The sequence below is a fragment of the Bradyrhizobium sp. Leaf396 genome (genome assembly GCF_001424605.1).
Classification (GTDB): Bacteria; Pseudomonadota; Alphaproteobacteria; order Rhizobiales; family Xanthobacteraceae; genus Bradyrhizobium; species Bradyrhizobium japonicum_C.
This window is the reverse complement of record NZ_LMQJ01000003.1, coordinates 17237-42335: the sequence shown is the minus strand read 5'-3', so window position 1 is coordinate 42335 and position 25099 is coordinate 17237. Positions and strand designations below refer to the sequence as shown.

The 25099-nt window shown below is 66.0% G+C and carries 30 protein-coding genes; 1 reads left to right on the top strand and 29 read right to left on the bottom strand.

Features of this window, described 5'->3' with window-relative positions; genetic code table 11:
* Positions 1-77 precede the first annotated feature (77 nt).
* A complete protein-coding gene (locus ASG57_RS03860) occupies positions 78-1007 on the top strand; it encodes a LysR family transcriptional regulator (protein ID WP_057195750.1) in 930 nt (309 codons plus the stop codon).
* Here ASG57_RS03860 and ASG57_RS03855 read toward each other — a convergent pair.
* The 29 genes from ASG57_RS03855 to ASG57_RS03725 form a co-directional block, all read right to left on the bottom strand.
* Positions 999-1220: a DUF2274 domain-containing protein gene (locus ASG57_RS03855; RefSeq protein WP_057195749.1), complete on the bottom strand. Its 222-nt coding sequence runs from the start codon at positions 1218-1220 to the stop codon at positions 999-1001. The genes ASG57_RS03860 and ASG57_RS03855 overlap by 9 nt on opposite strands.
* The gene (locus tag ASG57_RS03850) at positions 1220-2443 is read right to left on the bottom strand and encodes a TraB/TrbI/VirB10 family type IV secretion system protein (protein WP_057195748.1); all 1224 of its coding nucleotides are present in this window, start codon (positions 2441-2443) and stop codon (positions 1220-1222) included. Before ASG57_RS03850 ends, ASG57_RS03855 begins: the two co-directional genes overlap by 1 nt.
* Positions 2440-3489, bottom strand: a complete 1050-nt coding sequence (trbG, locus tag ASG57_RS03845; protein WP_057195747.1) for a P-type conjugative transfer protein TrbG — start codon at positions 3487-3489, stop codon at positions 2440-2442. Before trbG ends, ASG57_RS03850 begins: the two co-directional genes overlap by 4 nt.
* Positions 3486-4169 (bottom strand): conjugal transfer protein TrbF, encoded by a 684-nt coding sequence (gene trbF / locus ASG57_RS03840; RefSeq protein WP_057195746.1) that lies wholly within the window; start codon positions 4167-4169, stop codon positions 3486-3488. Before trbF ends, trbG begins: the two co-directional genes overlap by 4 nt.
* Positions 4169-5524 carry a P-type conjugative transfer protein TrbL gene (gene trbL / locus ASG57_RS03835; RefSeq protein WP_057195745.1) on the bottom strand — a complete coding sequence of 452 codons (1356 nt, stop codon included), beginning with the start codon at positions 5522-5524 and terminating at the stop codon, positions 4169-4171. The genes trbF and trbL overlap by 1 nt, the downstream gene beginning before the upstream one ends.
* Positions 5525-5528: 4 nt before the next feature.
* Complete coding sequence (gene trbK-alt, locus ASG57_RS03830; protein WP_057195744.1) at positions 5529-5915, bottom strand: putative entry exclusion protein TrbK-alt; 387 nt, start codon at positions 5913-5915, stop codon at positions 5529-5531.
* A gap of 10 nt (positions 5916-5925) precedes the next feature.
* Positions 5926-6696 carry a P-type conjugative transfer protein TrbJ gene (gene trbJ, locus ASG57_RS03825; RefSeq protein WP_057195743.1) on the bottom strand — a complete coding sequence of 257 codons (771 nt, stop codon included), beginning with the start codon at positions 6694-6696 and terminating at the stop codon, positions 5926-5928.
* Entirely contained in the window at positions 6693-9149 is a 2457-nt protein-coding gene (trbE, locus tag ASG57_RS03820) for a conjugal transfer protein TrbE (RefSeq protein ID WP_057195742.1), read from the bottom strand. The genes trbJ and trbE overlap by 4 nt, the downstream gene beginning before the upstream one ends.
* Positions 9150-9160: 11 nt before the next feature.
* Positions 9161-9442, bottom strand: a complete 282-nt coding sequence (locus tag ASG57_RS03815; RefSeq protein WP_057195741.1) for a VirB3 family type IV secretion system protein — start codon at positions 9440-9442, stop codon at positions 9161-9163.
* Entirely contained in the window at positions 9442-9774 is a 333-nt protein-coding gene (locus ASG57_RS03810) for a TrbC/VirB2 family type IV secretion system protein (protein ID WP_057195740.1), read from the bottom strand. Before ASG57_RS03810 ends, ASG57_RS03815 begins: the two co-directional genes overlap by 1 nt.
* The gene (gene trbB / locus ASG57_RS03805; protein ID WP_502690734.1) at positions 9771-10706 is read right to left on the bottom strand and encodes a P-type conjugative transfer ATPase TrbB; all 936 of its coding nucleotides are present in this window, start codon (positions 10704-10706) and stop codon (positions 9771-9773) included. The genes ASG57_RS03810 and trbB overlap by 4 nt, the downstream gene beginning before the upstream one ends.
* A gap of 217 nt (positions 10707-10923) precedes the next feature.
* Positions 10924-11358, bottom strand: a complete 435-nt coding sequence (locus tag ASG57_RS03800) for a hypothetical protein (RefSeq protein WP_057195738.1) — start codon at positions 11356-11358, stop codon at positions 10924-10926.
* Positions 11359-11367: 9 nt separating this feature from the next.
* Complete coding sequence (locus tag ASG57_RS03795; RefSeq protein WP_057195737.1) at positions 11368-13353, bottom strand: conjugal transfer protein TraG; 1986 nt, start codon at positions 13351-13353, stop codon at positions 11368-11370.
* Between the two features lie 24 nt (positions 13354-13377).
* Entirely contained in the window at positions 13378-15117 is a 1740-nt protein-coding gene (locus tag ASG57_RS03790) for a relaxase/mobilization nuclease domain-containing protein (protein ID WP_057195736.1), read from the bottom strand.
* A gap of 244 nt (positions 15118-15361) precedes the next feature.
* Positions 15362-16123, bottom strand: coding sequence for a lytic transglycosylase domain-containing protein (locus ASG57_RS03785; protein WP_057195735.1), 762 nt, complete (start codon positions 16121-16123; stop codon positions 15362-15364).
* Positions 16124-16126: 3 nt separating this feature from the next.
* Positions 16127-16474 carry a DUF736 domain-containing protein gene (locus tag ASG57_RS03780; RefSeq protein ID WP_057195734.1) on the bottom strand — a complete coding sequence of 116 codons (348 nt, stop codon included), beginning with the start codon at positions 16472-16474 and terminating at the stop codon, positions 16127-16129.
* A 46-nt stretch (positions 16475-16520) separates the two neighbouring features.
* The gene (locus tag ASG57_RS03775; protein WP_057195733.1) at positions 16521-17066 is read right to left on the bottom strand and encodes a S26 family signal peptidase; all 546 of its coding nucleotides are present in this window, start codon (positions 17064-17066) and stop codon (positions 16521-16523) included.
* A complete protein-coding gene (locus tag ASG57_RS03770; RefSeq protein ID WP_057195732.1) occupies positions 17063-17584 on the bottom strand; it encodes a DUF2840 domain-containing protein in 522 nt (173 codons plus the stop codon). The genes ASG57_RS03775 and ASG57_RS03770 overlap by 4 nt, the downstream gene beginning before the upstream one ends.
* Positions 17584-17835, bottom strand: coding sequence for a hypothetical protein (locus ASG57_RS03765; protein ID WP_057195731.1), 252 nt, complete (start codon positions 17833-17835; stop codon positions 17584-17586). The genes ASG57_RS03770 and ASG57_RS03765 overlap by 1 nt, the downstream gene beginning before the upstream one ends.
* Complete coding sequence (parA, locus tag ASG57_RS03760; RefSeq protein WP_057195730.1) at positions 17832-18470, bottom strand: ParA family partition ATPase; 639 nt, start codon at positions 18468-18470, stop codon at positions 17832-17834. The genes ASG57_RS03765 and parA overlap by 4 nt, the downstream gene beginning before the upstream one ends.
* A 208-nt stretch (positions 18471-18678) precedes the next feature.
* Positions 18679-19566, bottom strand: coding sequence for a replication initiator protein A (locus ASG57_RS03755; RefSeq protein WP_057195729.1), 888 nt, complete (start codon positions 19564-19566; stop codon positions 18679-18681).
* 11 nt (positions 19567-19577) lie between these two features.
* The gene (locus ASG57_RS03750; protein WP_057195728.1) at positions 19578-19859 is read right to left on the bottom strand and encodes a helix-turn-helix transcriptional regulator; all 282 of its coding nucleotides are present in this window, start codon (positions 19857-19859) and stop codon (positions 19578-19580) included.
* A gap of 136 nt (positions 19860-19995) precedes the next feature.
* Positions 19996-20412 (bottom strand): DUF2285 domain-containing protein, encoded by a 417-nt coding sequence (locus ASG57_RS39030; protein ID WP_283806169.1) that lies wholly within the window; start codon positions 20410-20412, stop codon positions 19996-19998.
* Positions 20369-20755: a transcriptional regulator domain-containing protein gene (locus tag ASG57_RS39025; RefSeq protein ID WP_230646605.1), complete on the bottom strand. Its 387-nt coding sequence runs from the start codon at positions 20753-20755 to the stop codon at positions 20369-20371. The genes ASG57_RS39030 and ASG57_RS39025 overlap by 44 nt, the downstream gene beginning before the upstream one ends.
* A 489-nt stretch (positions 20756-21244) precedes the next feature.
* Positions 21245-21496, bottom strand: coding sequence for a helix-turn-helix domain-containing protein (locus tag ASG57_RS36450; protein ID WP_082528889.1), 252 nt, complete (start codon positions 21494-21496; stop codon positions 21245-21247).
* A gap of 279 nt (positions 21497-21775) precedes the next feature.
* The gene (locus ASG57_RS03735; RefSeq protein ID WP_057195726.1) at positions 21776-22102 is read right to left on the bottom strand and encodes a DUF736 domain-containing protein; all 327 of its coding nucleotides are present in this window, start codon (positions 22100-22102) and stop codon (positions 21776-21778) included.
* Positions 22103-22666: 564 nt separating this feature from the next.
* Positions 22667-23110, bottom strand: coding sequence for a hypothetical protein (locus tag ASG57_RS03730; protein WP_057195725.1), 444 nt, complete (start codon positions 23108-23110; stop codon positions 22667-22669).
* A gap of 140 nt (positions 23111-23250) precedes the next feature.
* A complete protein-coding gene (locus ASG57_RS38560) occupies positions 23251-23418 on the bottom strand; it encodes a hypothetical protein (RefSeq protein WP_200948529.1) in 168 nt (55 codons plus the stop codon).
* Between the two features lie 572 nt (positions 23419-23990).
* The gene (locus ASG57_RS03725; RefSeq protein ID WP_057195775.1) at positions 23991-24914 is read right to left on the bottom strand and encodes a DUF2493 domain-containing protein; all 924 of its coding nucleotides are present in this window, start codon (positions 24912-24914) and stop codon (positions 23991-23993) included.
* Between the last annotated feature and the right edge of the window lie 185 nt (positions 24915-25099).

Sequence of the window (25099 nt, the reverse complement as noted above, 5' to 3'; positions counted from 1 at the left end):
GATGACGCCTTGGCGAGCGCTGGTCCTCCCGCCGCCCACGCCGGGGAGGCCGCGAGCCGGAGCGCCGGCGACGGTGTGTGACGATTGACTTCCGGCAACTCCAATATGTGATCGCCGCTGCTCACGCTGGCAGTTTTCGTCGCGCGGCGCGGGTGCTCGATCTCCCCGAGTCCACAATCAGCCGGCGAATCCGCGATCTCGAAGACGAGTTGGGGGTGGCACTCTTCATCCGTTCGCACAACGGGGTCTATCTGACCCAGGCTGGAAACCAGTTCCTACCCGGCGCGCGCAAGGCGATTGAGCAGATCAAGCACACTGTCACGAACGTCGGCGCCTTTGGTCGCGGCGAAAACGGTTCGGTGCGCATTGGGATCTTCACGTCGCTAGCGTCAGGCTTCCTGTCAGAGCTTGTACGCGCCTATATTTCGGCCCACCCATCGGTTCGGTTGGAGGTCGTCGAAGGCGGCCCGGCGCATCACATCGCATCGCTCCAACGCTTCCAACTGGATGTCGCGTTTCTGACAGGCGAGCCGGTCGCCGACGACTGCGACCGGGCGCATCTCTGGAATGAGGGGGTCTATGTGGCACTGCCGGCAGACGATGAGCTTACGGCGGTACGGGAAATCACCTGGTCGATGCTGAAGGATCGGAAGCTCATCGTGATGGAGGCCGATCCTGGGCCCGAAATCTACGACTACCTGATGAAGCACTTGGCCGAGCTGGGGCATCATCCCGAAGTGGAGCAACATGCCGTCGGACGTGAGAACCTAATGAATCTCGTGGCGATGGGCCGCGGTCTGACGGTGACGAGCGAGGCGACGATCGGCGTCCAGTATCCGAGCGTCGTCTATAGGAAGCTCGCGACCGATTTCCTTCCGTTTTCCGCGATTTGGTCTGCGCGCAACGACAATCCGGCGCTGCGGAGATTGCTTAGCCTGGCCCGTGGACTCTCGCGTCGCTGGCCGCGCGACATCGACCGGGCAGCTCAGGCTTCAAGATCACTGTGATTCACGTCTTTCCTTTGCAAATCCGCGATCGGTGGCGATGAACCGCTCCAGCATGGGGACGATGAGCTTGGTAGGATCGTCGATCTGTTGCCCTTGCTCGCGGCCGAGCGCGCTCGCATAGGCAGCCAAGTCTCTGTGCAGGCTGGCCGGAAGTTCCAAAGTCACTTTTACCGGCTTGTCGCTCACGATTGGGCCGAGCTTGAGTTTCGCCATCACGAACCTCCGTATGGCTCTAGTACGAGATCTCTGGTGACGATCACGCGCACCGGAAAGCCCGGCCGGATCGTCAGGGTCGGGGCAACATTGAGCTGGCGGCGAATGATCTGCTGGCCGGCATCGTTGATCGTGTCTTGTCCGCCGTTTCGGATCGCCTGAAGCAGACGGTCTTCATCATTGACGGCCAATTCCGCGCCCACGCTGAGCAACGTCGAAAGCCCCGCAGCTTTGGCAAGATCCCACCAGTGGTAGTCAACGCCATCCTGCAGGCCGGCGTAGCCCTCCGCGTCGGCCCCAGGCAGGCGCTCGAGCACGATGGAGCGACCATTCGGAAAGATAAGCCGGTTCCAGACAAGTAGTACGCGGCTCTGCCCGAACTGCACGTTGTTGTCGTACTGGCCGATGACGCGCGTGCCCTGCGGTACGAGGAGGATGCGGCCGGTCGGGCTGTCATAGATGTTCTCGGTGACCTGCGCGGTGATCTGGCCTGGAAGATCGGACCGGATGCCGGTGATCAGGGCCGCCGAAATCACGGCTCCGGCCTGAAGGATGTTCGGTGAAGCTGGCGCGGCGACCCTATCGGCCGCAACGGTCCTGCGATCGGCTGCCGCGTTGAGAAAGGCGTTCTGGCGATCCTGCGCCGAAGGTGTCGCCGGAGGTGGCGCGAGTCCGAGGCCGGCCAGGTCCGGCGCTGGCGGCGGCGCGATGGCAGGGGCCGTCCCGGCCGCACCAGCGCGGGTCTCGGTTCCAGAGAATAGCCGACTGGTTCGCGCAGTCTCGATCTCCTGAAGGCGGCGCTGTTCCTCCGGGCTGATGCCGGGATTCGGGGTGGCGACACTTGGAGTCGGGACAGGCTGTCCACGCTCTTGGGCACCGACGATAGGGCGACCGAGGTCGCCCGGCAGCGGGGGACCAAGGCGCGGCACGCCGCTATAATCGCGCGGCAGGCCAGCCAGACCATCAGCAGTGGAGCGGTTCTCGGTCGAATAAAGCTCCTCGTTCGGCCGACCTCCATCGCGGGTCTGGAGGGCGTAGATCAGGGCGCCCCCGAGCCCGACGCTGGCGACCAGACCCACGCCCGCGAGAACTTTGCGCGACAGCCGGGTCACGCGCGGCGGTTCTGCGCGCAGCCGCATCGGCGCGGCGCTGGCCGGCTCGCCGGTCAGTGGCTGCGCCTCGTCGTCCGGCACTTCCTCATTCCGGGGCGGGTTCTCGCTCACGAGGTTGGCCTCCCGTCGGTACGGGTAATGCGGACGCGCCGCTGGCGGTCGCCGGCGCCGAAGCGCAGCTCAGCGGCCGCGAAGAGGCGGTCGACGATCATGTGGTGCCCGCGCACGCGGTAGTTCACCAGCTCGGAGGTGTTGCCCTCGGGGCCTACGACGAAGAGCGGCGGCATCTCGCCCTGGCCGATGCCGCGCGGGAATTCGATGAAGACCTGGCGGCCGTCGTCGAAGGCGCGAAGCGGCCGCCATGGCGCTCGGTCGCCTTCGATTGCATAGCGGAAGTTGACGTTGGCGAGGTCGACGCCGCTCGCCACTGGCTGAGCGGCTTGCGCCTCGGCGTTCTGCCGGCGCAGCGCGATGAGCTGGTCCTGCGGATACTGCCAGGAGACGGAGGCCATATAGGTCCGCTCGGTCGAGCGAAGCTCCATGTGATAGGTGCGCAGGTTGGTGTTGATGACGAGGTTCGTCATCAGGTCCGGGCGGGTCGGCTTCACGAGGATATGAATCTGCCGCGCCGCCCCCGATCCGCTCTCGGTGTCCCCAATGATCCAGCGCACCGTGTCGCCGGCCGCGACGGGGCCGGAGCCGACGAGCTGCTCGCCGGGCTGCAACGCGACGTCTGTGATCTGGCCGACAGCGGTATAGACCTGATAGAGCGCGCCTTGCGTGAAAGGATAGACTTGCATCGAGTTGATGAAGCCGTCGCGCACCGGCTGGATGCGCGCGGCGGCATTGGCTTGGTTCACCCGCGCGGTCGGGTCTGCCGGCTCGGGTGTGCGCCGCGAAGGCTCCACGCGTTGCAACTGGCCGGGCAGCGGCAGCGGCCGTGGCAACTCCACCACGGTGACGGGCGCCGGCGGATCGACGGTCTGCACGGCGGGAGCCGCGTTGTCATAGGAGATCTCGGGCGGCGGGTTGGTGGTGGCGCAGCCGGCGAGCGCAGTCGTCGCCAGCAGGACCATCGGGATTGCGGCTCTCCGCAGAGCCGGGAATGCGAGTGTGTGCGAAGCCGGGTTTCCGGCTTTACGGAAAGACGGCTTCATTGCCCAAGCTCCCGTGACCAGTTGATGGCGTTGACGTAGATGCCGAGCGGATTCGCTCTCAGCCGATCGGCGTTTCGGGGGACCTGCACGACGATGGTCAGGATCGCGGTCCAGCGCGTGGTCTCGGCGAGTTGGCCGTTCTCGTAGCGGCGCTCGACCCAGGCGACGCGGAAACTGTCCGGAGAAGCGCGGATGACGCTGGAGACGTCGACGGCGACCTGCTGGCGACCGACCCGCGTGAACGGATCATTCGCTCGCGCATAGTCGTTCAGCGCCATCGCGCCGCGATCGGTCGTGAAGTCGTAGGCGCGAAGCCAGTTCTGGCGCACGATGATCGCATCGGCTGGAATGCTCCGGACCTGTTCAATGAAGCGCGCCAGGTGGAAGGCGATCTGCGGATCGGTCGGACGGTAATCCGCCTCGGCCGGCGCGACAGCCTGCGCCTGACCGAGCCGGTCGACCTGCACCACCCAGGGGACAATGGTTCCGCGTGCCGACTGCACGACGAGCGCGGTGGCGAAGCCGGCTGATAGGATCAGCGAGCCGAAGGCCATCAGCCTCCAATTCTTGGCCTGAATGCGGGAGGTGCCGATGCGTTCATCCCAGACCTGGGCCGCGCGTTGATACGGCGTCTCCGGCTCGGGTGCTTTGCCGTAGTGGGTGGAAGGTCGTTTGAACATCAGCGATCGCCTTCGGAAAGATTGACGGAAGAGCCGCCGCCGTGGGCGTCGCCGGAGCGGACGGCGTGGGCCGTAGCCTGGACGGCGTGGGTCATGCGTTGGGACCGGCGCATCCTTTGTGCCCAGGCCGGAGGGCCGCCAGCGCTCGCAGGCGCCGCGCCGTCGCCGGCGGCATCACCGCCGATTGAGCCCAAGGTGGACGTTCCGCCCGTGGCTTCGAACGCTGCCTTGCCGCCGGCATTGAAGCTGGACTTCATGCTTTCGGCGGCGCGGGATGCGGCGCGGCGCAAAGGTGAGACGGCGGCGCTGCCGCCTGCACGAGCAACGCCACCGAGACCAGATGCAACGCCGGCCGCGCCGGACTGTCCTGCTGCGCCGAGACTGTAGGCAGTCGATGCGCCGCCCGCGATCGCGGCGCCCCCGCGCGCGGCTGCGGCTGCACCTGCGGTGAGGGCCGCGCCACCGGAGGCGGCGGCACCGACGGCGCCTGCGCCGAGGGCGACCATGCCGCCCGCGGCGAGACCCGTCCCGACCGCTGCGCCGGCGCTGAGCTGCGGGCCACCGGACACGAGGCCGGTGGCGATGCCAGGACCGAAAATGCCGAGGCCGAGGAGAGACAAGGCGGCGAGAACGATCGCCATTGCCTCGTCGATCGAGGGATTCTGACCGCCGAAGCCGGACGTGAACTCGGAAAAGAGCGTTGAACCGATGCCGATGATGACGGCGAGCACTAGCACCTTGATGCCGGACGAAATAACGTTGCCGAGCACGCGCTCCGCCATGAAGGCGGACTTGCCGAAGAGGCCGAAGGGGATCAGCACGAAGCCGGCGAGCGTCGTCAGCTTGAACTCGATGAGCGTGACGAAGAGCTGGATGGCGAGGATGAAGAAGGCGAGCAGCACCAGCGCCCAAGCAAGGAACATACAAGCGATCTGGATGAAGTTCTCGAAGAACGACCAGTAGCCCATCAGGCTGGAGATCGAGTCGAGCAGTGGCCGGCCGGCATCGAGGCCGGTCTGGGCGACCTTCCCGGGACGCATAAGGTCGGCGGTCGAGAAGCCGGTGCCGCTCGCCTTCAGGCCGAGGCCGGCGAAGCTCTCGAAGACGATCCTGGCGAGGTTGTTCCAGTTGCCGATGATGTAGGCGAAGACGCCGACGAACAGCGTCTTCTTCACCAGCCGCGCCATAATGTCGTCGTCGGCGCCCCAGCTCCAGAACAGCGCCGCGAGCGTCACGTCGATGACGATGAGCGAGGTAGCGATGAAGGCGACTTCGCCGCTGAGCAGCCCGAACCCGCTGTCGATGTAGCGGGTGAAGACCTCGAGGAAATGGTCGATGACGCCGGTGCCGCCCATGATGCTATCGCGCCTCGTCGAGCTGCGGCGTGCTTGGCGCGGGGGGCATTGGGGTCGGTGCGTTCGTCCGTTGTGACTGTGGGGTGAGGACATCGCGAGGCGCGGGCGGCATGTCCGGCAACCGCTCGGCGGGACGGGCGCCGGGTGCGAGGAAGCGGTGGCGGTTCTCCGCCCAGGCACGGCGGCATTCCGGATCGCGCGGTCCCTCTTCGCCGAGCGCCTGGCAGCGGATAAGCGCGTCGCGCAGGGGATCGGCCGGAGCTTCGATCGCACGGCCGGACGGCCACCGCTCGGGCGCTTCCTCTTTCCGGGTCATCTCGATCGCTGTCGCCGTGATCGCGACGGCGACGAACCCCACGGCGCCGACCCGGGCGAATACCTTGCCGTCCATCGCGAGGCCCTCAGTTGCCGTTCGGGAACATGCGAGCGTTGCCCGGCTGGTAGCCGCTGCCGGGTGTCAGGAATCGCCTGCGCTGCTCGCGGCCTTGTTCGGCCGCAGCAGCGCGCTCGGCCTCGGAGAGGCTCTGTGCGCGCCCGTTGGCGGCGACGACGGCGGTGAGATCGGCGAGCTGTTGGGCTTGCAGGGCGAGGAGCTGATTGCCGGCCTGCGTCGCCTGCAAGGCGCCGGTCGCGCCCTGGCTCTGGCCGATCAGCGCCGACATCTCGCTGCGGTTGGTGTCGATGTTGCCGACGACGCCAGCCTGGACGCGCATGGCGTCCTGCAAGCCGCCGACGGTGTTCTGCCAGCGCTCCCGCGCCTGCGCGACGAGTGTCTGATCGGAAGCCGACATCGAAGCGTTGCCGTAGGTGGTCTGAAACGCACGGTCGATCTGCTGCACGTTGAGGGCGATGCCCTGCGCCTGTTGCAGGAGCTGCTGTGTGCGCTGGACAGACTGCTGGAGCTGCTGGAGCGACGAGTAAGGCAGGCTCGCGAGGTTGCGCGCCTGGTTGATCAGCATTTGCGCTTCGTTCTGAAGCTGGGTGATCTGCTGATTGACCTGCTGCAGCGTGCGCGCAGCCGTCAGCACGTTCTGCGCGTAGTTGGTTGGATCATAGACGATCCACTGCGCCGAGGCGGGAGTGCTGAGGACCGGTGATAGTGCGAGCGGCGCCGCAAGAATTGCGGCCGCCATGCGCAGGGCGCGCGTGCGGGCGTGAATAGGACGGGTCATGGACGTGCCTCCGGGTCGTTTTGGTGGGTGACGTTGGTGAGGTCCGCGATGAGATCGACAGCCCAATCGAGACGGTTCGCGGCGAGCCATTCGGCGAGGAACCCGTCCGTGCCGCTGCGGGCGTGAACGTCGGCGATCATCGCCTGATGCTGTTTGGATGAGGCCGCGCACAGCGCTAGGGCCACATCAGAAAGGCCCAGCTCAAACAGGCGATTGCCGCGCCGGGACTGGCAGTAATAGTCGCGCTTCGGCATCGCCCGCGCGAGGATCTCGATTTGACGATCGTTGAGACCGAAGCGGCGGTAAATCGCAGTGCTCTGCGGCTCGATCGCGCGCTCGTTCGGTAGGAGGATGCGCGTCTGGCAGCTCTCGATGATCGCCGGCGCGATCGCAGACCCGTCGATGTCGGAGAGCGATTGGGTGGCGAAAATGACGCTCGCATTCTTCTTGCGCAGGGTCTTCAGCCACTCGCGGAGCTGCCCGGCGAACCCTTCGTCGTCGAGAGCGAGCCAGCCTTCATCGACGATCAGAAGCGTCGGCTGGCCGTCGAGGCGGTCCTCGATGCGATGGAACAGATAGGCGAGCACGGCGGCGGCTGCGCCTGTGCCGATCAGGCCCTCGGTCTCGAAGGCCTGGACGTTCGCCTCGCCGAGATGTTCGGCCTCGGCGTCCAAGAGCCGGCCATAGGGGCCGCCAACGCAATAGGGTCGCAGCGCCTGCTTCAGGTCGTTGGACTGGAGCAGGACGGACAAGCCCGTCAGCGTGCGCTCCGCCACCGGCGCCGTCGCCAGCGAGGATAGCGCCGACCAGAGGTGCTCCTTGACCTCGGGGGTGACCGGCACGCTCTCGCGACCCAGGATCGCAATCAGCCAGTCGGAGGCCCAGGCGCGCTCGGCGACGTCGTCGATGCGGGCGAGCGGTTGGAGCGACACACTGTCGTCGGCGCCGTCGGTCAGGCCACCTCCCAGGTCATGCCAGTCGCCCCGCATGGCGAGCGCCGCGGCGCGGATCGATCCGCCGAAGTCGAAGGCGAAGACCTGGGATTGCGGATAGCGCCGGAACTGAAGCGCCATGAGTGCGAGGAGCACCGACTTGCCGGCGCCGGTCGGCCCGACAATCAGCGTATGGCCGACGTCTCCGACATGGATGGAAAGCCGGAACGGGGTCGAACCCTCCGTTCTGCCGTAAAGCAGTGGGGGTGCATCGAAGTGCTCGTCCCGTTCCGGTCCTGCCCACACCGCCGACAGCGGGATCATGTGAGCGAGATTAAGTGTGCTGATGGGTGGCTGGCGGACATTGGCGTAGACGTGGCCGGGCAGCGAGCCCAGCCAGGCGTCGACAGCGTTCAGGGTCTCGGCCATCGCCGTGAAGTCCCGGCCCTGAATGACTTTCTCGACGAGCCTGAGCTTCTCGGCCGCGATGCGGGGATCCTCGTCCCAAACCGTAATCGTCGCGGTCACATAAGCCTGGCCGGCATAGTCGGCGCCCAGCTCCTGTAGCGCCATGTCGGCATCGGCCGCCTTGTTGGCGGCATCGGTGTCAACGAGCGCCGAGGCCTCGTTGGTCATGATTTCCTTGAGGATGGCGGCGATGGACTTGCGTTTGGCGAACCATTGCCGACGGATCTTGGTCAGCAGCTTGGTCGCGTCAGTCTTGTCCAGCAGAATGGCCCGCGTCGACCAGCGATAGGGAAAGGCGAGCCGGTTCAGCTCGTCGAGGATGCCGGGCGTTGTCGCGGACGGGAAACCGACAATGGTGAGGATGCGCAGGTTCGTGTCGCCCAGGCGCGGTTCGAGCCCGCCGGTGAGCGGCTGATCGGCGAGCAGCGCGTCGAGATACATCGGCGTCTCGGGCACGCGGACGCGATGCCGCTTCGTCGAGATGGTCGAATGCAGGTAGGTGAGCGTCTCGGCGTCATCGAGCCAAGCGCACTCCGGCATAAAGGCGTCGATGAGGTTGAGAATGCGGTCGGTGCGATCGACGAAGCCACGCAGAATCTCGTGGGCGTCGACACCGGCGTGATCGCGGCCCTCGTAGAGCCAGGTCTCGGCGCGCGCCGCGTCCTCGGCTGGCGGGAGATAAAGGAAGGTGAGGAAGTAGCTGGACTCAAAATGCGCGCCGGCTTCTTCGAAGTCGGCCTTGCGTTCGGCATCGACCAGCGCGGAAGCACGATCGGCGAACGTGCTGGCCGGATAGGTGGCTGCGCCGTGACGCTGCGCCTCCACGAAGATGGCCCAGCCGGAGCCGAGACGCCGGAAGGCATTGTTGAGGCGGCCGGCGACAGCGACTAGCTCGGCCGGCACGGCGCTGTCGAGGTCTGGGCCCCGAAAGCGTGCGGTGCGCTGCAAGCTGCCATCCTTGTTGAGGACGACGCCTTCGCCGGCGAGCGCGGCCCAGGGCAGGAAATCGGCAAGGCGGGTGTTGCGGTTGCGATACTCAGCAAGGTTCATCATCGCACCGCTCCTCAGACGGACAGGAAAGCCGGGATGCGCAGATGCTTGCGCACGACGTCGACGAACTGGGGGTCGCGCTTGGCTGCCCAGACAGCGGCGAAGTGGCCCACGGCCCACAGCCCCAGGCCGACCAGCCACAGGCGAAGGCCGAGGCCGAGCGCGGCCGCCAGCGTGCCGTTGAGAATGGCGAGCGAGCGCGGCGCGCCGCCGAGCAGGATGTGCTCGGTCAGCGCCCGGTGAACCGGAACGGAGAAGCCCGGCACCTCGCCGCCATGATCCCCGCCATCGGCCATCACACGAGCGCCCCGCCGCCGAAGGAGAAGAATGACAGGAAGAAGCTCGATGCCGCGAAGGCGATGGACAGGCCGAACACGATCTGGATCAGGCGCCGTGCGCCGCCTGACGTGTCCCCGAATGCGAGCGTCAGGCCGGTGATGATGATGATCATCACCGCGATAATCTTGGCGACCGGTCCTTCGATCGATTCCAAGATCGACTGGAGCGGGGCTTCCCATGGCATGGACGAACCCGACGCATGGGCGGCCGGCGCCAGCGCGAGCGTGAAGAAAGTGATGGACACGGCCGTGGTGAAATGACGGCGGACGTGCAAGGCATGCGTAATCATGACGGGTCTCCTGCGGGGGGCTGGCTTGCGGGGGTGACGCGGTAATCGGCATCGGGGCCGAGGCCCTCGACGCGGGCGAGTTCGGCGAGGCGCCGTGACGAACCGCGACCGGAGAGCACGGCGACCAGATCGATCGTCTCTGCGATCAGCGCGCGCGGGACGGTGACGACGGCTTCCTGGATGAGCTGTTCGAGCCGGCGGAGGGCGCCGATGGCGGTGCCAGCATGGATGGTCCCGATGCCGCCGGGATGCCCGGTGCCCCAGGCTTTCAACAGGTCGAGGGCCTCGGAGCCGCGAACCTCCCCGATGGGAATGCGGTCGGGGCGCAGACGCAGCGAGGAACGGACAAGGTCAGAGAGCGAGGCGACGCCGTCCTTCGTCCGCATGGCTACGAGGTTTGGCGCGGCGCATTGCAGCTCGCGCGTGTCCTCGATCAGGACGACGCGGTCGGAGGTCTTGGATACTTCGGCCAGCAAGGCGTTGGTGAGTGTGGTCTTGCCGGTGGACGTCCCGCCTGCGACCAGGATGTTGCGCCGATCTGCGACGGCCTGACGCAACGTCTCGGCCTGACCTGCCGCCATGATCCCGGCGGCGACATAGTCGTCTAGGGTGAAGACCGCGACGGCCGGCTTGCGGATCGCGAAGGCCGGCGCGGACACGACGGGCGGCAACAGCCCCTCGAACCGCTCCCCCGTCTCGGGCAGCTCGGCCGAGACGCGCGGGGAGCCGGGATGCACCTCGGCGCCGACATGGTGGGCGACCAGGCGGATGATCCGCTCGCCGTCAGACGGCGACAGCAGCTCGCCCGTCTCGGAAAGACCTTCGGAAAGCCGGTCGACCCAGAGCCGCCCATCGGGGTTGAGCATCACCTCGACGATCGCGGGATCTTCCAGAAACCGGGCGATCGCCGGCCCGAGAGCCGTGCGCAGCATGCGTGCGCCGCGAAGAATCGCCTCCGGTTTCTGGTGAGTTGCCGCCACGTCGTCCCCGTTCTCTTGCGGGTCCGCGATGTGCGGCCCTGGATCGGGGACGATTAAAAGAACCGGATAATCGGTCGGCGCAACAGTAGGCGTGTCGTAGTAGTGCTGTGGCGTGTAAATACTGACAATCGGCGGCACCGCCCTATACTTGCGATGCGATGATCAATCATTATTCCGCGTCGCGCGCGGGCGGGATGTCCTCTGAAATCTCCTGCCTGAGCTTCGGTCCCTGTGCGAGTCTTCGACCAAGCGCGGTCACGAAGGCCTCGTAGCGCTCCGCCGCCTTGGCGCGCGCCGCGACCTGCGCCGGTTCCGGCAACGGCGGATTGGACGTCAGCCAGAAGCGGATGAACACGGCAAGCGTTTCGACCGATATGCCGACATCGCGCTCCATGCGCGCCATGCGCCGGTCGAGCTGATCGAGCCGCTTCGTGGTCGCCGCTTCCTGCCGTTCCGCGGCGTCTGGCGAGAGGAAAGAGGCGATGCTGGCCTCGGCAACCAGCGACAGCGAGAGGTCGCGTCGCGCTGCATGGGCGGCCAGCGCTTTCATCACGTCCGGATCGAGATAGACGGAAAGGCGCTGCTTCTTCGGCGGCTTGCTCATCGGCGCCTCCTACAGTTCGATGCCGTCGCCCGGATCGAGCGAGGCTTGGCGCGCGACCTGGCGCATCGTCTGCGTCATGCGGCTGAGGCGGGCGGCATCCTCGTCGACGTCATCACGGGGATCGATCTCGAACTCGTTTTCGATGACCGCTTTGCGCTCGACAGTCTTGGTGCGGCTCAGTTCGGGCTGATGACGGCGCTCGGAATCGGTCGGATCATCATCGGCCGCGTCGTCAGCAGCGACGGGCGTGCTCAGCATCGGGCGTTCGGGCAAGGCGAGCGCGCTCCAATCGTCTGCCCTTGCGCTCGCAGGCTTGGTCAGGCCGGGCGGCGTGAGGATGCGTTCCTGAAATCTGCGATCCTCGTAATAGCGGGCCTTCTTGGCGCGGATCGGCGGGATGCCCGCGACCATGACGATCTCGTCGGAGGGCGGGAGCTGCATGATCTCGCCCGGCGTCAGCAATTGCCGGGCGGTCTCCGAGCGCGAAACCATCATATGGCCGAGCCAGGGCGAGAGCCGGTGGCCGGCATAGTTCTTCATCGCCTTCATCTCGGTGGCGGTGCCGAGCGCATCCGAAACGCGCTTGGCTGTGCGCTCGTCATTGGTCGCAAAGCTCACGCGCACATGGCAGTTGTCGAGGATCGAGTTGTTCGGGCCATAAGCCTTCTCGATCTGGTTCAGCGACTGAGCGATGAGGAACGCCTTCAGGCCATAACCCGCCATGAACGCCAGGGCGCTCTCGAAGAAGTCGAGGCGGCCGAGCGCGGGAAACTCGTCGAGCATGAGCAGCAGCCGATGGCGGTTGCCCTTCGTCTGCAAATCCTCGGTCAACCGGCGCCCGACCTGATTGAGGATCAATCGGATCAGCGGTTTGGTTCGGTTGATGTCAGACGGCGGCACCACGAGGTAGAGGGTGGTCGGATGCTTACCGCCGACCATGTCGGCGATGCGCCAGTCGCAGCGGCGGGTGACTTCGGCGACGACGGGATCACGATAGAGCCCCAAGAAGGACATCGCAGTCGACAGCACGCCGGACCGCTCGTTGTCGGATTTGTTGAGCAGCTCGCGCGCCGCGCTGGCGATCACCGGATGCGGGCCGGCCTCGCCGAGATGGGCGGTCTTCATCATCGCCGCGAGGGTCGACTCGATGGGGCGCTTCGGATCGGAGAGGAAGGCGGCGACCCCCGCCAAGGTTTTGTCGGCCTCGGCATAGAGGACATGCAGGATCGCGCCGACCAGAAGCGCGTGCGACGTCTTCTCCCAGTGGTTCCGCTTTTCGAGCGAGCCTTCCGGGTCGACCAGAATGTCGGCGATGTTCTGCACGTCGCGCACTTCCCATTCGCCGCGGCGCACCTCGAGCAGCGGGTTATAGGCCGCCGACTTCGCGTTCGTCGGGTCGAACAGCAGCACGCGGCCGTGCCGCGCGCGATAGCCGGCGGTCAGCGTCCAGTTCTCGCCCTTGATGTCGTGAACGATCGCCGAGCCCGGCCAGGTTAGGAGCGAGGGCACGACCAGGCCCACGCCCTTGCCGGAACGTGTCGGCGCGAAGCACAGGACATGCTCGGGACCGTCATGGCGAAGATACTCGCGCTCATGCTTGCCGAGCACGACGCCGTCCGGACCGAGGAGACCGGCGGCCTTCACCTCTTCCGGCCGCGCCCAGCGGGCCGAGCCGTAGGTCTCGACGTTCTTCGCTTCGCGTGCCCGCCATACGGACATTCCAATGGCAACCGCGATGGAGATGAACCCGCCCGACGCGGCGATATAGGCGCCCTCGACGAAGATCGGCGGGGCATAGGCGTCGTAGAAATACCACCACCAGAAGAAGGCCGGCGGGTAGTAGATGGGCCAGCCGGCAAGCTCGAACCAGGGCTGCCCGAGCTGTGGCTGGAAGCCGAGCCGATAGGCCGTCCATTGTGTCGCGCCCCAGGTCGTCATCAGGACGATCAGGAAGACGGTGAGGATCTGACCCCAGAGGATCTTCGTCGCCGACATGGCGGGCACTCCTTTTTTGGTTGGCTACATGCCGAGGCCGCGATTGCGGCCGAAGCTCCAGTCGACGCCGCCCGGGCCGCGCGAGACGCCGGAGACGTGCTGACTGAGCTGGCGTTCGAGGGACGGAGACCAAGGCACGAGCTGGAAGCCGAGGCCGTCGTCGATCATGGCGAAGCGGCCGGAGGCGAGCGCGAAGCGCTGCCGGTAAGTGCCCGCCACATATTCGCCCGTTCCGGCCTTCGTGAACTGACGCCCGGTTTCGGCGGCAAGCTTCGCGCCCAGAGCTTCCACCTCACGCTGGCGCAACTGGTCGATCAGCCCCGGCGCAAAGCTGACACCGCGCGATTGCCGCTCGGCGAGGCCCTGGCCGACGAGATGGTCGGCACGCCGGTCCATCGCCTGGCGCACCTCCGCGCCGAAGCCGCCAGCGCCGAGCGCGACGGGATCGCGAGCGATCGCCTGCCGGTCGAGCCAGGTGGCGCCGGCCGCACTGACCTGCCGTTCGATGTCGAGATCGGATCGGACGGCGAGCGCCACGCGGCGCCGACCCTGCGCGTCATCGAACTTGCGCAGCTCGACGATCGAGCCTGGTGCGCTGTCGCCAGCGGCATCGAGGTCGGGCAGCTTGATGTGGTGGGTCCGCCCGTCCGTGCCGTCGACGACGGCATAGGCCGTACCTTTCAGCTCATCGTCGAGACCACGATCCACCAGCCGGCCGACAACAGGATCATCGAGGCTTTCGCCGGCGAGTACATAGCTCGCCGCGCCGCGCTCGATGCCGCGTTCGGTCAGGCCGCGATGGATGCGCTTGATGATGTCGCCACGCTCGCCGAGCGCGCGCAGCGTCGCCTCGGCATTCTCGGACACGACCCATTGGCCCGGTCCGACCTGATCGGCGAGGCCGAGCGTTTCCAGCTTGCGCAGCCGGCCGACCTTCAGCGCGTGAAATTCGTCGGGTTGGCGGTCCGGGTGCGGGGCGAGGTCGACGACGCCGGTGCGATAGCTGTCGCGGGCGAGCTGGCGATCGAGGTTGGTCCAGCGCTCCGCCTCGATCTGCCGTTCGAGATTGCGGCGGATTTCGTGATCGGTGCGCGGTCCCAGCTCCTGGGTGACGAGATCCTGCGCGCGGGCGCGCAAACCTTCCTTGATGTAGTCGCGGGAGATGACGAGGTCCTGACCATCGTCGGTGCGCCCCCGCAGGATAATGTGGATGTGGGGATTGTCGGTGTTCCAGTGATCGACGCCAACCCAGTCGAGCTTGGTGCCGAGGTCCTTTTCCATCTGACCCATCAGCTCGCGCGCGAAGGTCGTGAGGTCGCTCATCTCGGTGGCGTCCTCGGGCGAGACGATGAATCGGAAGTGATGCCGATCGTCCTGGGTGCGCTCGGCGAAAGCCTTTGGATCGGCGTCCTCGGTCTCGGGACCGAACAGGCGCGCCTTCTCTCCATCCCGGGTGACGCCCTCGCGACGGAGGTAGCTGAGGTGCGCCGCGAGCGGCGCGGCCCGCGCGCTATGACGGACGACCCGTGTCTTGACGACGGTGTTGCGCGATCGGCCAGTCAGAAGACGATTGGCCTGCACGGTCGCGCGCTGTCCGCGTCCGAACCGCGAGCGATTGCCCTTGCTGATTTGGCCGGAGCGCGAGACCCTGCCGCCAGCACGCTGGGCGGCCGCGAGCGCCTGGGCGATGAAGGGCCGCGCAGCTTGAGCTCGGGTCGAGCGGATGCGACCAGGCCGGATGCGGAAATCGTCCTCGCCGCTCATGGCCGGGGCCCCACACATCGCGCAATCGCGCGGAAAACCTTGGGAAAATGGCGAATGCGCAGGCTGCGCCAATCAGGCGCACCTCGCGCAGATTCGCCATAAGTCTTTGAAAACACACGACCGCACCAAGCCGCACATCGCCGGCTTTTATCTCGCCATCGTGCGGTTGTGCTGACTGCTCCTTCTCTGCGGACCGCCACTCGCCCGCCAGACCACGCCACAATGCGAACGGGTGCGAACGCGGTCATCGCGGGCCACCGGGGACATTGCGGGGAACGAAAAGACCATCGGTGCGCGAAGCCACCGGGCCTTGATCGCGCGCCGGTGCAGACGCCGTACTGTCACCGGGCGCGCTTTCGGACTGCACGGGCGCGGCAGGTCCACTGCCGGTTGACTGCACGACGAAGAGCGGTGCTCGCGTCCAGGCGAGCGGATCGGCGGCCGCGACCACGACGGGGCCGGTGAGGTCACCGCCGCCGACAACGGGGGCAAGCGCGGCGACATAAGCGCGCGTTTCAGCCGGCAATGGGCGACCGGCGAGATACTCTTCGTAACGGCCGGGACCGGCATTGTAGGCCGCCAGGAAGCCGCGCGACCCGTAGCGATCGTGCATCTCGCGCAGATACGCCGCGCCCGCCAGGATGTTGTCGCGCGGATCATAGGGATTGGCGCCGAGCCGATGGCGGACGCGCAGCTCCTCCCACGTGGCGGGCATAACCTGCATCAGGCCCATTGCGCCGGCCGACGAGATGGCGCGCACATCGCCGGCGCTTTCGACGCGCATGACGGCGCGTACCCATGCTTCAGGGACGCCAAACCTCTGCGCCGCCTCGGCGATGAAAGCGCCATAGGGATCGCTGCCTGATGGCCGCTCGACCTGCGCCTGCTGCGCGGCGGCCGGCCTCGCAGCCGGCGCAACAAGGATCAGACCGGAAAGGAGAAGGAGGGCTGCACGTCGGAGGGCAATCCTCCCTCCGACGGCAGAATGATGGCGCGCGGCGGGCATCGTTCAGTCCCGCTCGCCGCGCTTCGGCGGGCGATTCCAGTGCAGGCCCCAGGCAGACTTGTCGTCGCCAGACTGGAACAGGTTGGCGCGGATCGGATGTTCGAAGGTTGGATCGTCGAGCTGCAGCGAGACGTATTCGCCGGCCTTCTCGCCGGTTCGCTTCCAGCCCGCGCCGATCTCCGCTCCGGTCTCGTTGCTCGTCGTGTCGAGCACATGGACGCGGAAGTCGGGCGCGTTCTCTGCATCGGACGGCTCGGCTGCGACGATGATGATGTCCTGGTGCAGTGACAGCGTCGTCAGGTGGCCGATGAAGCCATCGTCCTCGCGCATGAATTGACCGATCACGGGCATGGGTCGTCTCCTTCGAATCGCGGTGGACAGGGTCATGGGCGCGCCGTCACCGCGTCGGCGCGCGCCAGACGAAGCGGCCGTCGCCGTCCTCGTCGGTGTAGAGAGGGGTGGCCCGGCCGATCACGGCGGTGGCCGGAAGCGGTCCGAAATAGCGGCCATCGAGGCTGTCGCGGACCTGCCAGTTCATCAGGAACAGCTCGCCAGCCGCGACCAGCCTGCAGCCCTGCCACACCGGGAGCGGGCGGCCGCGACGATCACGGTCCAGGGCGTCGCCCATCGGCACGCCGTCAACGGTGATGGCGAGCCCGGTCCGGCAGATCCGTTGGCCCGGGAGCGCGGCGACACGCTTCAAAAGCGGAACGCCGCGCGGCAGGTAGCCACCATCGGACAGGAAGGTGGCAAGCGGCTCGGGCGCATGAACGGCGACCAGATCGGTCACTTCGACCGGCCCGCGTTCGTTGATCGTGTAGAAGCCCACCGGCGTGCTGGCCGACGCGTTCCAGATCAGCCTAGGAGCGTACGACGCGACAGAGGCGACGCCGAGAAGCGACACGGCCGCCGTCGTGACGATGGCGTAGGGGAGCCGGCTCATGCGCCGATCTCCCGGCGCAATAGGAATGCGCGGTGCTGTTGCTGGCCGTAGGCGCGAGGCGTTTCGCCGACGGTCATTCTGTTGTGGACGTGGCGCCAATGGTCCGGCGAGACCTCGATCGGGTCGATGCCGCGCGCCTCGATGGCGTCGATGAGCTGGAGCATGCGCTCCACCTTCGGCCAGCCATCGACCTGCAGCAGGACCTCTGCGCCAGGCGTCACCGTCGGGACGGTCTGACACGGCGCGTCGCGCTCGACCGTGCGCAGGATGTCGAGGCGCGAGAGCACGGTGCCGTGTTCGTTCGCCGCCCAACGCACCAGCGCAAGAGCGCTGCCGGGAGGGAAGAAGAGGATGCGGCGGCGACGGTCGAGGATCTGCTCACGCCGCTCGCGACCAAAGCGAATCCAGTGCTCCGTCTGCTTCTCAATCCAGACGAGTTCGACCTGCGTGAAAGCTTCGGTCGATGGCTCGGCGGCAGCGCGGCCGACGTGCATTGGCGCGGCGACAAGGCCGGTCATTATCCTTCTCCTGACGGGGGTGGGAATTCGCGCTCGAACAGCGCACGCAGCATGTCGGCGACGGTCTGGCCGCGTTGAAAGGCGGCGATCTTGATGCGGCCGCGCATGTCGGTGGTGACGTCGATCGTCAGTCTGGCGGCGAAATCGGCGGTGGCCTCCGGCCGCGGCGATGCACGGTCGGGCGTCTTGATCCAGCTCTCCGGATCGGCCGGGCGGGCGGCGAAGCTGCGTTTTGGGGACCGCTCGCTCATGCGCCGAACCTTGCGACTTCGGCCGCGAGCGCGGCGATCTCGCGCGCGCCAAGGCAATCCTCGTCCTGCTCGGCAGCGAGGCGGCCGGTCTGCACGACATCGGCGAAGACGATGCGCTGACCGATGGTAGTCGCCAGCAATGGCGGGTCGTGATCCGCCAGCGTCTCGGCGGTCTCGCGCGCCAGGACCGTGCGGGCCGCGCAGCGGTTCAGCACGAAGCGCGCCGCGAGCTGTGGGCGATAGATGCGCGCCTCGCCGAGCAGCGCGAGCATTTCGGCGGAGGCCCAGCCATCGAGCGGCGACGGCTGCACCGGGATCAGCACGAGATCGGCCGCGAGCAGCGCCGAGCGCATCAATCCGGCGACACGAGGCGGGCCGTCGATGACGACATGGTCGGCGTCGCGGGCCAGCTCCGGCGCTTCACGGTGCAGCGTGTCGCGGGCCAGGCCGACGACGCCGAACAACCGCTTCAGCCCCTCCCGGCTGCGTTGCTGCGACCAGTCGAGCGCCGAGCCCTGCGGATCGGCGTCGATCAGCGTGACGCGCTGTCCACGGCGAGCCCATTCGCCCGCCAAGTGAAGGGCGAGCGTCGTCTTCCCGACGCCGCCCTTCTGGTTGAGTAGCGCGACGATCATGACGGTCTCCCGGCGATCGGGGACTCGTCCACAGCGGCCGAAAAACGCGGTCGCGTTAGAAAGATTCCATAGGAATCTAGGTTAGATAAGTTACGGGGCTCGCAAACTGCTGATTCAGCGCGAAGAATCGACGATTCCGGTCCCCGATAGCACGAGAGTCCGGTCCCCGATGGCACGATAGTGCCGGTCCCTGATAGCACGAGGCGATTCACAGCTTATCCCCAGGGCGAGAGTTGGTCCGGCGGCGGCGGCGCGGGATGCCGAGCGCATCAGGATCGGTTGGTGCGAAGGACAGGATTTCGAGACCACCGACACACTGCTCGATGGTGAGGCGGTAGCCCGGCAGCGGTTGGCGGCGGACGATCTCGCGCAGGTCGTAGGCGAAGTGCTTGAGCGGCGAGAGGCTGCCGGACTTCGCATGGAGATGCGGGAAGTCGAAGCTCCAGCCGAACTCCTGGCGGCCGCCGTGCTTGCGCACCAGGCGGTACAGCCAGCGTTCCAGCCCGCCGGTCAGGCCGAAATAGTTGCGATCAATGGTCAGCACGAGCGCGTCATCGAGCACGGCGCCATAGAACCAATCGGGCACGATCAACTCGAGGCCGAGCGGGCGGCCCCGGTGATCGGCGCGCTCTTTCCATTCGTTGATCCAGGAGAAGCGGTGCATCCGACGCTCGGTCGGCTGGCGGATCGAGGTCGCCACCGTGGTCGATTGCAGGCGATCGAGCGCGGCCTTGAGGCGGTCATAGTCGCGCAGGGAGACGCCGCGGCCGATGAAGTTCAGGATTTCATAAGGGGTGGTCGCCATCAGGCGCGACGGCCGCAGACCAAGATCGCGGGCCTCGACGATCTGCGAGGCGGCCCAGATCAGGACGTCGGCGTCCCAGATCGTCGCCATGCCGTGTTCAGCGACGGCTTCGACGCGGATCTTCACAGAGCCCGCCTTGAAGTCGATCGGGGCCAGCCGCTTCGACTTGGCGAGCGAGAAGAATGGATAGGCCATGAGGTCCTGTGCATCGCGGGGGGCAAGATCGCCGGGCAGCGCCCGAAAGAGATCGAGCTGCGCGCGCTCCCCGTGTTGTTGATGGTGGGAGGTCACGGCCGACGTCCTCAACCGTCGTGCGAGACGGCATTGGGGGTGCCGTTGCCCTGCGGCTTGGCGGCGGAAACACCGCCTGCGCCGGGATCGGAGGTCGAAATCTTTGCGCCGCGCGCGGCCCAGCGCTGGAGGTCGTCGAGGGCGTAAACCACTCGGCCGCCGAGTTTGCGGAAGGCCGGGCCAGTTCCATAGGTTCGGTGCTTTTCCAGCGTGCGACCGGACAGTCCAAGGAAGCGCGCAGCTTCGGGCGTGCGCAGAAAGCGTGGCGGGATGCCCGCCTGATTTGCGGCCATAGTCGGAACCTCCGTGCGGTGATCGGACGCCGCCGAGTGCAATCGGCGGCTTCAGGGCACGGTGGCTCTTCGTGGGGCTGCTAACGATGTCGAAGGTGTTCAAGCAAAACCGACACCCTCAATCGGCGGGCTTCGGCTAGGATCGGCGGGAGCAGCGTAGAAGTTCACGGTAGCCGCCGCGCACGAGCTTCATGCCGTCACGTACAAGACGGATGGTGGTCTCTCTTACGGAAGTCCCAACCCACGACCGGGCGTCGATGTCGTGCTCGGGGAACAAGGCCTCGCCAATGATTCGATAGGTCGCACCGGCGATGTGGCCATCTACGGCTCGCAACATGCGCTGCAAGCGCGCCCGGCGATTTGGAGTGATCCGCTCGTCGGGCGGGACGTCGAGACCGCTTGCCGCCATCCAAAATCGACCAAGGGCGGCGAGCCTGTCGGGAGTGTCTCTATTGAAGAGAAGTATTGCTACGAACGGCGGATGTGGCGTCGGTTCCGCGAATAGGACATCAAAAGGCTGGCCGGCGAGGCTGACGCGAGCGCTTCCGTCCACTAGGGGGGTCACGCCGGTCAGCCCAGTTTCGAGCGGCAGGTCCGCCGCGGGTGGCAGCGGGGGCGACGATATGAGAACTATTTTTGAGGGGTCCGCATTCGGCGTCCAAGGAACTACCGACGACAACGCGCGGAGATCGGGATCTAGCGCGAAAGGACAACCCCCAGCGCTGGGCAAAGCTCTCCTTGGCTGGATCGGAAGAATCAGTCTTCGACTGAAGCCGTTTGTATTCGCGGCGATAATCTTCGTTGCGCCGGAGAAATTCCCAGGCCAGATCAGAAGCCTGTAGATCATCTACGTATTCGTATGCGGTCGATGACCTCCAGCTTTCATCCTCCTGCATTTCAGCATCTCCCTCGGCGCGCCCGCACCGGGGCGAGCAATAAGGAGATTACGATTCCAAGTTGTCCTGATCTTGGGAAGATCGCTCGTTGCAGGAGGTGATGCGGGTTCCGCATCACTACAGGTCAATGATAGCTCGCCCCGATCAAGCTGCGGAAACCGTTTTCGGTCATCCATTTTGCTCTTGCGAGATGGCTAGCATAAACGCGTTGCGCTCGGCCGGGATCTTTGCGAGCGTCAAGACCGAAGATGATTGACACGGCTTCTTGCCAGCATGCGCCGCCAGCTTCTGAGTCGAGAAGGCGCAGATATGTCTTGAGGTGCTCTCGATCGTAGTTTGTGAGCACCATGCTTTGCGGTGGTTCGTCTTGAAATCTCAACCGTGTCACCAGATCCCCGAGGGCTGACCATATCCATTCCGGAGCAATTTGTTAACCACTCCAGCCAGCGCAATAGCGCTCATCGGGAGAGGATAATTCAGTCGCCAGAATCAGGTCGAACGTGTCGCGCCTTTTCCTTGGACGACCATCACTCCTTCGCCACGGTCGGAATTCAGGAATACGATACCGCTAGCTTCGAAAGCACGCCTCACCTGATCGCGGGTTGACTCGTAAACCTCGAGTCCGCTTTCGGATTCAAGGCGTTTGAGTGCGGTCAGTGATACCCGGGCCTTGTCTGCGAGCGTCTCCTGTGTCCAACCCAGCAACGCGCGAGCGGCCCGCGATTGTCGGGCGGTGATCATGCATGATCACCTCCCACACGAACCTAAGCGCACGCCAAAACTACGACTATAATAGTCGCTCTCGACGTTTGGGGCCAGCGCAAACAGACGGCTCATCCGCCGATAGACGCCTCCGAGGGAGACATGATTCGCTCAGATCGAGATCAATCTCGCGGACTCGACGTTGGTTGAGCGCGAAGCCTGCGGCTAGTGCGAGGATCGCGGTCGGCCGAGAAGAACCGCATGCGGATTCAGCAAGGCGAAGGCCCCGGCCTTCCGGCCGGGGCCTTGCGCGGGGCCTTAGTCGCCGCGCCGCCCAGTGGGGCGGGACCAGATCAGCGAGAAGGTGTCGCTGTCCTCGTCGTCGAAGAGGTTGGCGTAGATCGGGGCGTTGAAGCTCGGATCGTCGAGCTTGAGGCCCAGATAGTCGCGGCCCTCGTTGGAGCGCTTGGACCAGGCGGCGCCGATCTCGGCGCGGCCAACCAGAACCCGGTGGCTGGGGGCGTTCTCGCCGGTGGCGCGCTGGTCGGGGACGATGCGCACGTTCTTGGCCTGGACGCTGAGGGTGACGATTTCGCCGGTGAACTCGTTCGAGCCGGTCTTCTTAAAGGTGCCGATGGTCGCCATTGTAAGTCTCCGTATTCCGTATCCGAGCCCGCACCATTGCGGCCTCGATGGCGATCGGTTGGCCGGAGGCGATCGACGGCGCACCCCGAAGGGGCCTGACAGCAAAGGAGGGCTTTCTTGTCTCGCGAGGAATGGCGGCGCAGCCGGCAGGGGAAGAAAGTTCGACGCCGCTGTTGCGGCATAGGCGATCGAGGCCTCAGCCGTCCTTCGGCCAGATCAGGCCATTGAAGAGGCCGCTTGGAGCGGTCGAGACACGGACACAAAACGGAGATGATGGCGGCCACCCTGCAGCGAGAAGCCAGCGTCGATACGGGACCATCTGGCGATTGCATCCTCGTACAGGCTATTCGTGCTACATCCTCGCCATCGCCGCTATCGGAGGGATCGCTACGTCTGCACGCAGGACGCCCGCGCCGATGCAGCCGTTCCCTGAGCGCTTCAACGAGGATCGTGCCCGGGGTCTAGGGTCGGGCCTCACTCCACGCTTCCAGCCGCACCCGCCTCGGACGACGGAGGCGTTGGTGCCAACGCGAATATAGTGCGCCGCATCGGCGCTGAATGAGATCAGGCCCGCGCGAGGCCCTGACCGGATGGGGCCGGAGCCGTCGCCATCCCAGCGACCCGCACCAGGGCGGTGATGCCGACCGCGATGGCGCCGATGACGGAGAAGGTGATCTGCCATGCCTCGGATGGCATGAGATGCTTGACGATACCGTGCGTGGCGTGGAATCCGGCGATCGCCGCCGGGGCAACAAAGGCGATGGCCACGATCAGCTTGAGCCATACGGGCCGCACGAACATGATCACGAGCTGGCCGACCGCTAGGGTGGCAGTCGCGGCGACCAGGCCGATGAGAATTGCGCCAGGCACACCGGCGCCAGTGCCGTAGGCCCAAGCGCCAACGGTTGCGCCGACGAAGGCCGGCAGCGCGAAGACGGCTAGGGTGAATAGCAGCCAGCATAGCGCGCCGATGGCGGCGAGCGAGGCGAGGATTGCGAGAATGATCATGGTGGTGGCCTCCGTGACGATAGTCTGACGGTCGCGCCTGCCACCACCACCACGGCGCGCTCGGATAATAGCGGAAAATGGCCTTAGCCGGGAGCGGAAATCGCAAGCGATTTCCGCCCGGCGCGGCCCGGTGAGCCTGATCAGGGGGCGAAGGGGTCAATTTCGTGAACGATCTCCGAGGCTTCGCCGTCGTACTCGCTGGCGGGTGTCACCGAGAGCGTGCCGTCGCCGGCCTGGAAGATGACGATGGCGGCCATCAGGGTGGTGGCGAGGCTGAACGCGAAGGCGTGAGCGTCGTTGAGGGACATTTGCTGGGCTCCTGCTGGAGCAGGGGACCATCCCCCGCCGACAGGCGCCCGAAGTGTTCGGCCGTGGACTGCAATCACCGCGCAGGCGCAGCTGCAGCGGCGGCATGCTTGCATAGCCGACCCTTTACGGGTTGATGGCGACAAGTCCGCGGCTGGACCAAGGATCAGCGCTGAAAGACGGGGGTGGTTCTCGCGTCAGGCGACCACGTAACCGGCCTCAATGCTTGAACCGCTGCCCTTCTGTCCCGCACTGCTCATTGACGATCTAGGCTATACTTCGGCTGTGCGCGTGGAGTCCGGAGGGGCCGGCAATGGCGGAGTTCACTGGCAGAGACTTGCATCTCGTGACGAAGGCCCTTGCGATTGCGGCGCTGGCCATCGAGCGTCAGTCGGGTCCGTCCAGTCGGCCTCGGACCAAGCGGATATGAAAACACCGACACGGAACTTGCTCACTATGCACGCTCTGCCCGGATCGCCGTGACGGGCGAGCCTGACCGAAAGACGTCTTTGCGGAAACGCGCCAATACGTATCTGCGGAATGGCGCGAATACGGAGAAGCGTGAAGGCGGCGCTCACGCGCCGCCGAACCTCCAGACCGGAATGCCGAGCTTCTTCGCCTTATCGGCGAGGTTGTCGTTGATGCCCGTGCCGGGGAAGTGCATCACGCCCTTCGGCACGATCTGCAGCATTTCGTCGTTGCGCTTGAACGGCGCTGCCCGGCCATGCTTCGTCCAGTCGGGGGCGAAGCCGATCTGCGGCACGTTGCGGTTCTTCGCCCAGAGCGAAGCGATCTTCTCGGCGCCCTTCGGTGACTTGCCGTGAACGAGGACCATGTCGGGGTGCTTCTCATGCACCTGGTCGAGCTTGGCCCAGATGAGCCGGTGATCGTTGAAGTCGAGCCCGCCGGTGACGACGATCTTCGGGCCGGGAGGAAGGAGAACTTCCTGATCGGCGCGCTTCTTCGCCATCAGGAAGTCGCGGCTGTCGATCATCGCTGAGGTGAGATTGCGATGGTTGACCTTCGATCCGCTGCGCGGGAGCCAGGGCTTGCCGACATGGCGTTCGTAGTGTTCAGCGGCCTGGTCGCGCATTAGTTCGAAGGCGCTCTGCCGTTCGATAAGGGTCATGCCCTCGGCGATCCGGCGCTCGAGTTCGACCGACTTGACCTCGCTGCCGTCCTGTTCCCGCTGCGAGCGCTTTTGCGCCTGCTCGTTGTCGTCGAGTTCGCGTGCGATCCGTTCGGTAGCGCGGTGGAAGACGTTGACGGTCGACCAGAGGAGATCGTCGAGGTCGGGTTCGAGGCGTGTGTCCTCCAGCGTGACGATCAGGGCGTCGAAGATGTCGGCGACGGCGCCTGCGACCGCATTGCCGTCAGGAAGAAGCCGCTGGTCCGGTTCGTCGGCGAAGGGCCGGTAGCCGTGGAGCTGCAGTTCGTTGAGGACGTGGTCGGTGGGTGAGGATTCGTGGTTCGGTTCGAAGTCGTCGTGCGCGTTCATGGGATGCTCCGTCGGTAGGACCGCGACCGTCGCGGCCTTCATGGCGACGAAGCCCACCGGCGGGACGGCTCTGCACCCGGAGCGCAGCTCAGGGCCGGAGCGTTAGCGGAGGATGGCGAAGGCCGGCTATTTTGCCTCGCGATGGAAAGGCGCGGCACGCGCCGCCGGAAAATAGTCGGCCGCCG

Excerpts from the sequence above, each read along its gene's own strand:
- ASG57_RS03855 (WP_057195749.1), bottom strand. The coding sequence starts at position 1,220 with ATGGCGAAACTCAAGCTCGGCCCAATCGTGAGCGACAAGCCGGTAAAA.
- trbG (WP_057195747.1), bottom strand. The coding sequence starts at position 3,489 with ATGAAGCCGTCTTTCCGTAAAGCCGGAAACCCGGCTTCGCACACACTC.
- trbF (WP_057195746.1), bottom strand. The coding sequence starts at position 4,169 with ATGTTCAAACGACCTTCCACCCACTACGGCAAAGCACCCGAGCCGGAG.
- trbL (WP_057195745.1), bottom strand. The coding sequence starts at position 5,524 with ATGGGCGGCACCGGCGTCATCGACCATTTCCTCGAGGTCTTCACCCGC.
- trbK-alt (WP_057195744.1), bottom strand. The coding sequence starts at position 5,915 with ATGGACGGCAAGGTATTCGCCCGGGTCGGCGCCGTGGGGTTCGTCGCC.
- trbJ (WP_057195743.1), bottom strand. The coding sequence starts at position 6,696 with ATGACCCGTCCTATTCACGCCCGCACGCGCGCCCTGCGCATGGCGGCC.
- trbE (WP_057195742.1), bottom strand. The coding sequence starts at position 9,149 with ATGATGAACCTTGCTGAGTATCGCAACCGCAACACCCGCCTTGCCGAT.
- ASG57_RS03815 (WP_057195741.1), bottom strand. The coding sequence starts at position 9,442 with ATGGCCGATGGCGGGGATCATGGCGGCGAGGTGCCGGGCTTCTCCGTT.
- ASG57_RS03810 (WP_057195740.1), bottom strand. The coding sequence starts at position 9,774 with ATGATTACGCATGCCTTGCACGTCCGCCGTCATTTCACCACGGCCGTG.
- trbB (WP_502690734.1), bottom strand. The coding sequence starts at position 10,706 with ATGCTGCGCACGGCTCTCGGGCCGGCGATCGCCCGGTTTCTGGAAGAT.
- ASG57_RS03800 (WP_057195738.1), bottom strand. The coding sequence starts at position 11,358 with ATGAGCAAGCCGCCGAAGAAGCAGCGCCTTTCCGTCTATCTCGATCCG.
- ASG57_RS03795 (WP_057195737.1), bottom strand. The coding sequence starts at position 13,353 with ATGTCGGCGACGAAGATCCTCTGGGGTCAGATCCTCACCGTCTTCCTG.
- ASG57_RS03790 (WP_057195736.1), bottom strand. The coding sequence starts at position 15,117 with ATGAGCGGCGAGGACGATTTCCGCATCCGGCCTGGTCGCATCCGCTCG.
- ASG57_RS03785 (WP_057195735.1), bottom strand. The coding sequence starts at position 16,123 with ATGCCCGCCGCGCGCCATCATTCTGCCGTCGGAGGGAGGATTGCCCTC.
- ASG57_RS03780 (WP_057195734.1), bottom strand. The coding sequence starts at position 16,474 with ATGCCCGTGATCGGTCAATTCATGCGCGAGGACGATGGCTTCATCGGC.
- ASG57_RS03775 (WP_057195733.1), bottom strand. The coding sequence starts at position 17,066 with ATGAGCCGGCTCCCCTACGCCATCGTCACGACGGCGGCCGTGTCGCTT.
- ASG57_RS03770 (WP_057195732.1), bottom strand. The coding sequence starts at position 17,584 with ATGACCGGCCTTGTCGCCGCGCCAATGCACGTCGGCCGCGCTGCCGCC.
- ASG57_RS03765 (WP_057195731.1), bottom strand. The coding sequence starts at position 17,835 with ATGAGCGAGCGGTCCCCAAAACGCAGCTTCGCCGCCCGCCCGGCCGAT.
- parA (WP_057195730.1), bottom strand. The coding sequence starts at position 18,470 with ATGATCGTCGCGCTACTCAACCAGAAGGGCGGCGTCGGGAAGACGACG.
- ASG57_RS03750 (WP_057195728.1), bottom strand. The coding sequence starts at position 19,859 with ATGGCCGCAAATCAGGCGGGCATCCCGCCACGCTTTCTGCGCACGCCC.
- ASG57_RS39025 (WP_230646605.1), bottom strand. The coding sequence starts at position 20,755 with ATGCAGGAGGATGAAAGCTGGAGGTCATCGACCGCATACGAATACGTA.
- ASG57_RS36450 (WP_082528889.1), bottom strand. The coding sequence starts at position 21,496 with ATGATCACCGCCCGACAATCGCGGGCCGCTCGCGCGTTGCTGGGTTGG.
- ASG57_RS03735 (WP_057195726.1), bottom strand. The coding sequence starts at position 22,102 with ATGGCGACCATCGGCACCTTTAAGAAGACCGGCTCGAACGAGTTCACC.
- ASG57_RS03730 (WP_057195725.1), bottom strand. The coding sequence starts at position 23,110 with ATGATCATTCTCGCAATCCTCGCCTCGCTCGCCGCCATCGGCGCGCTA.
- ASG57_RS38560 (WP_200948529.1), bottom strand. The coding sequence starts at position 23,418 with ATGTCCCTCAACGACGCTCACGCCTTCGCGTTCAGCCTCGCCACCACC.
- ASG57_RS03725 (WP_057195775.1), bottom strand. The coding sequence starts at position 24,914 with ATGAACGCGCACGACGACTTCGAACCGAACCACGAATCCTCACCCACC.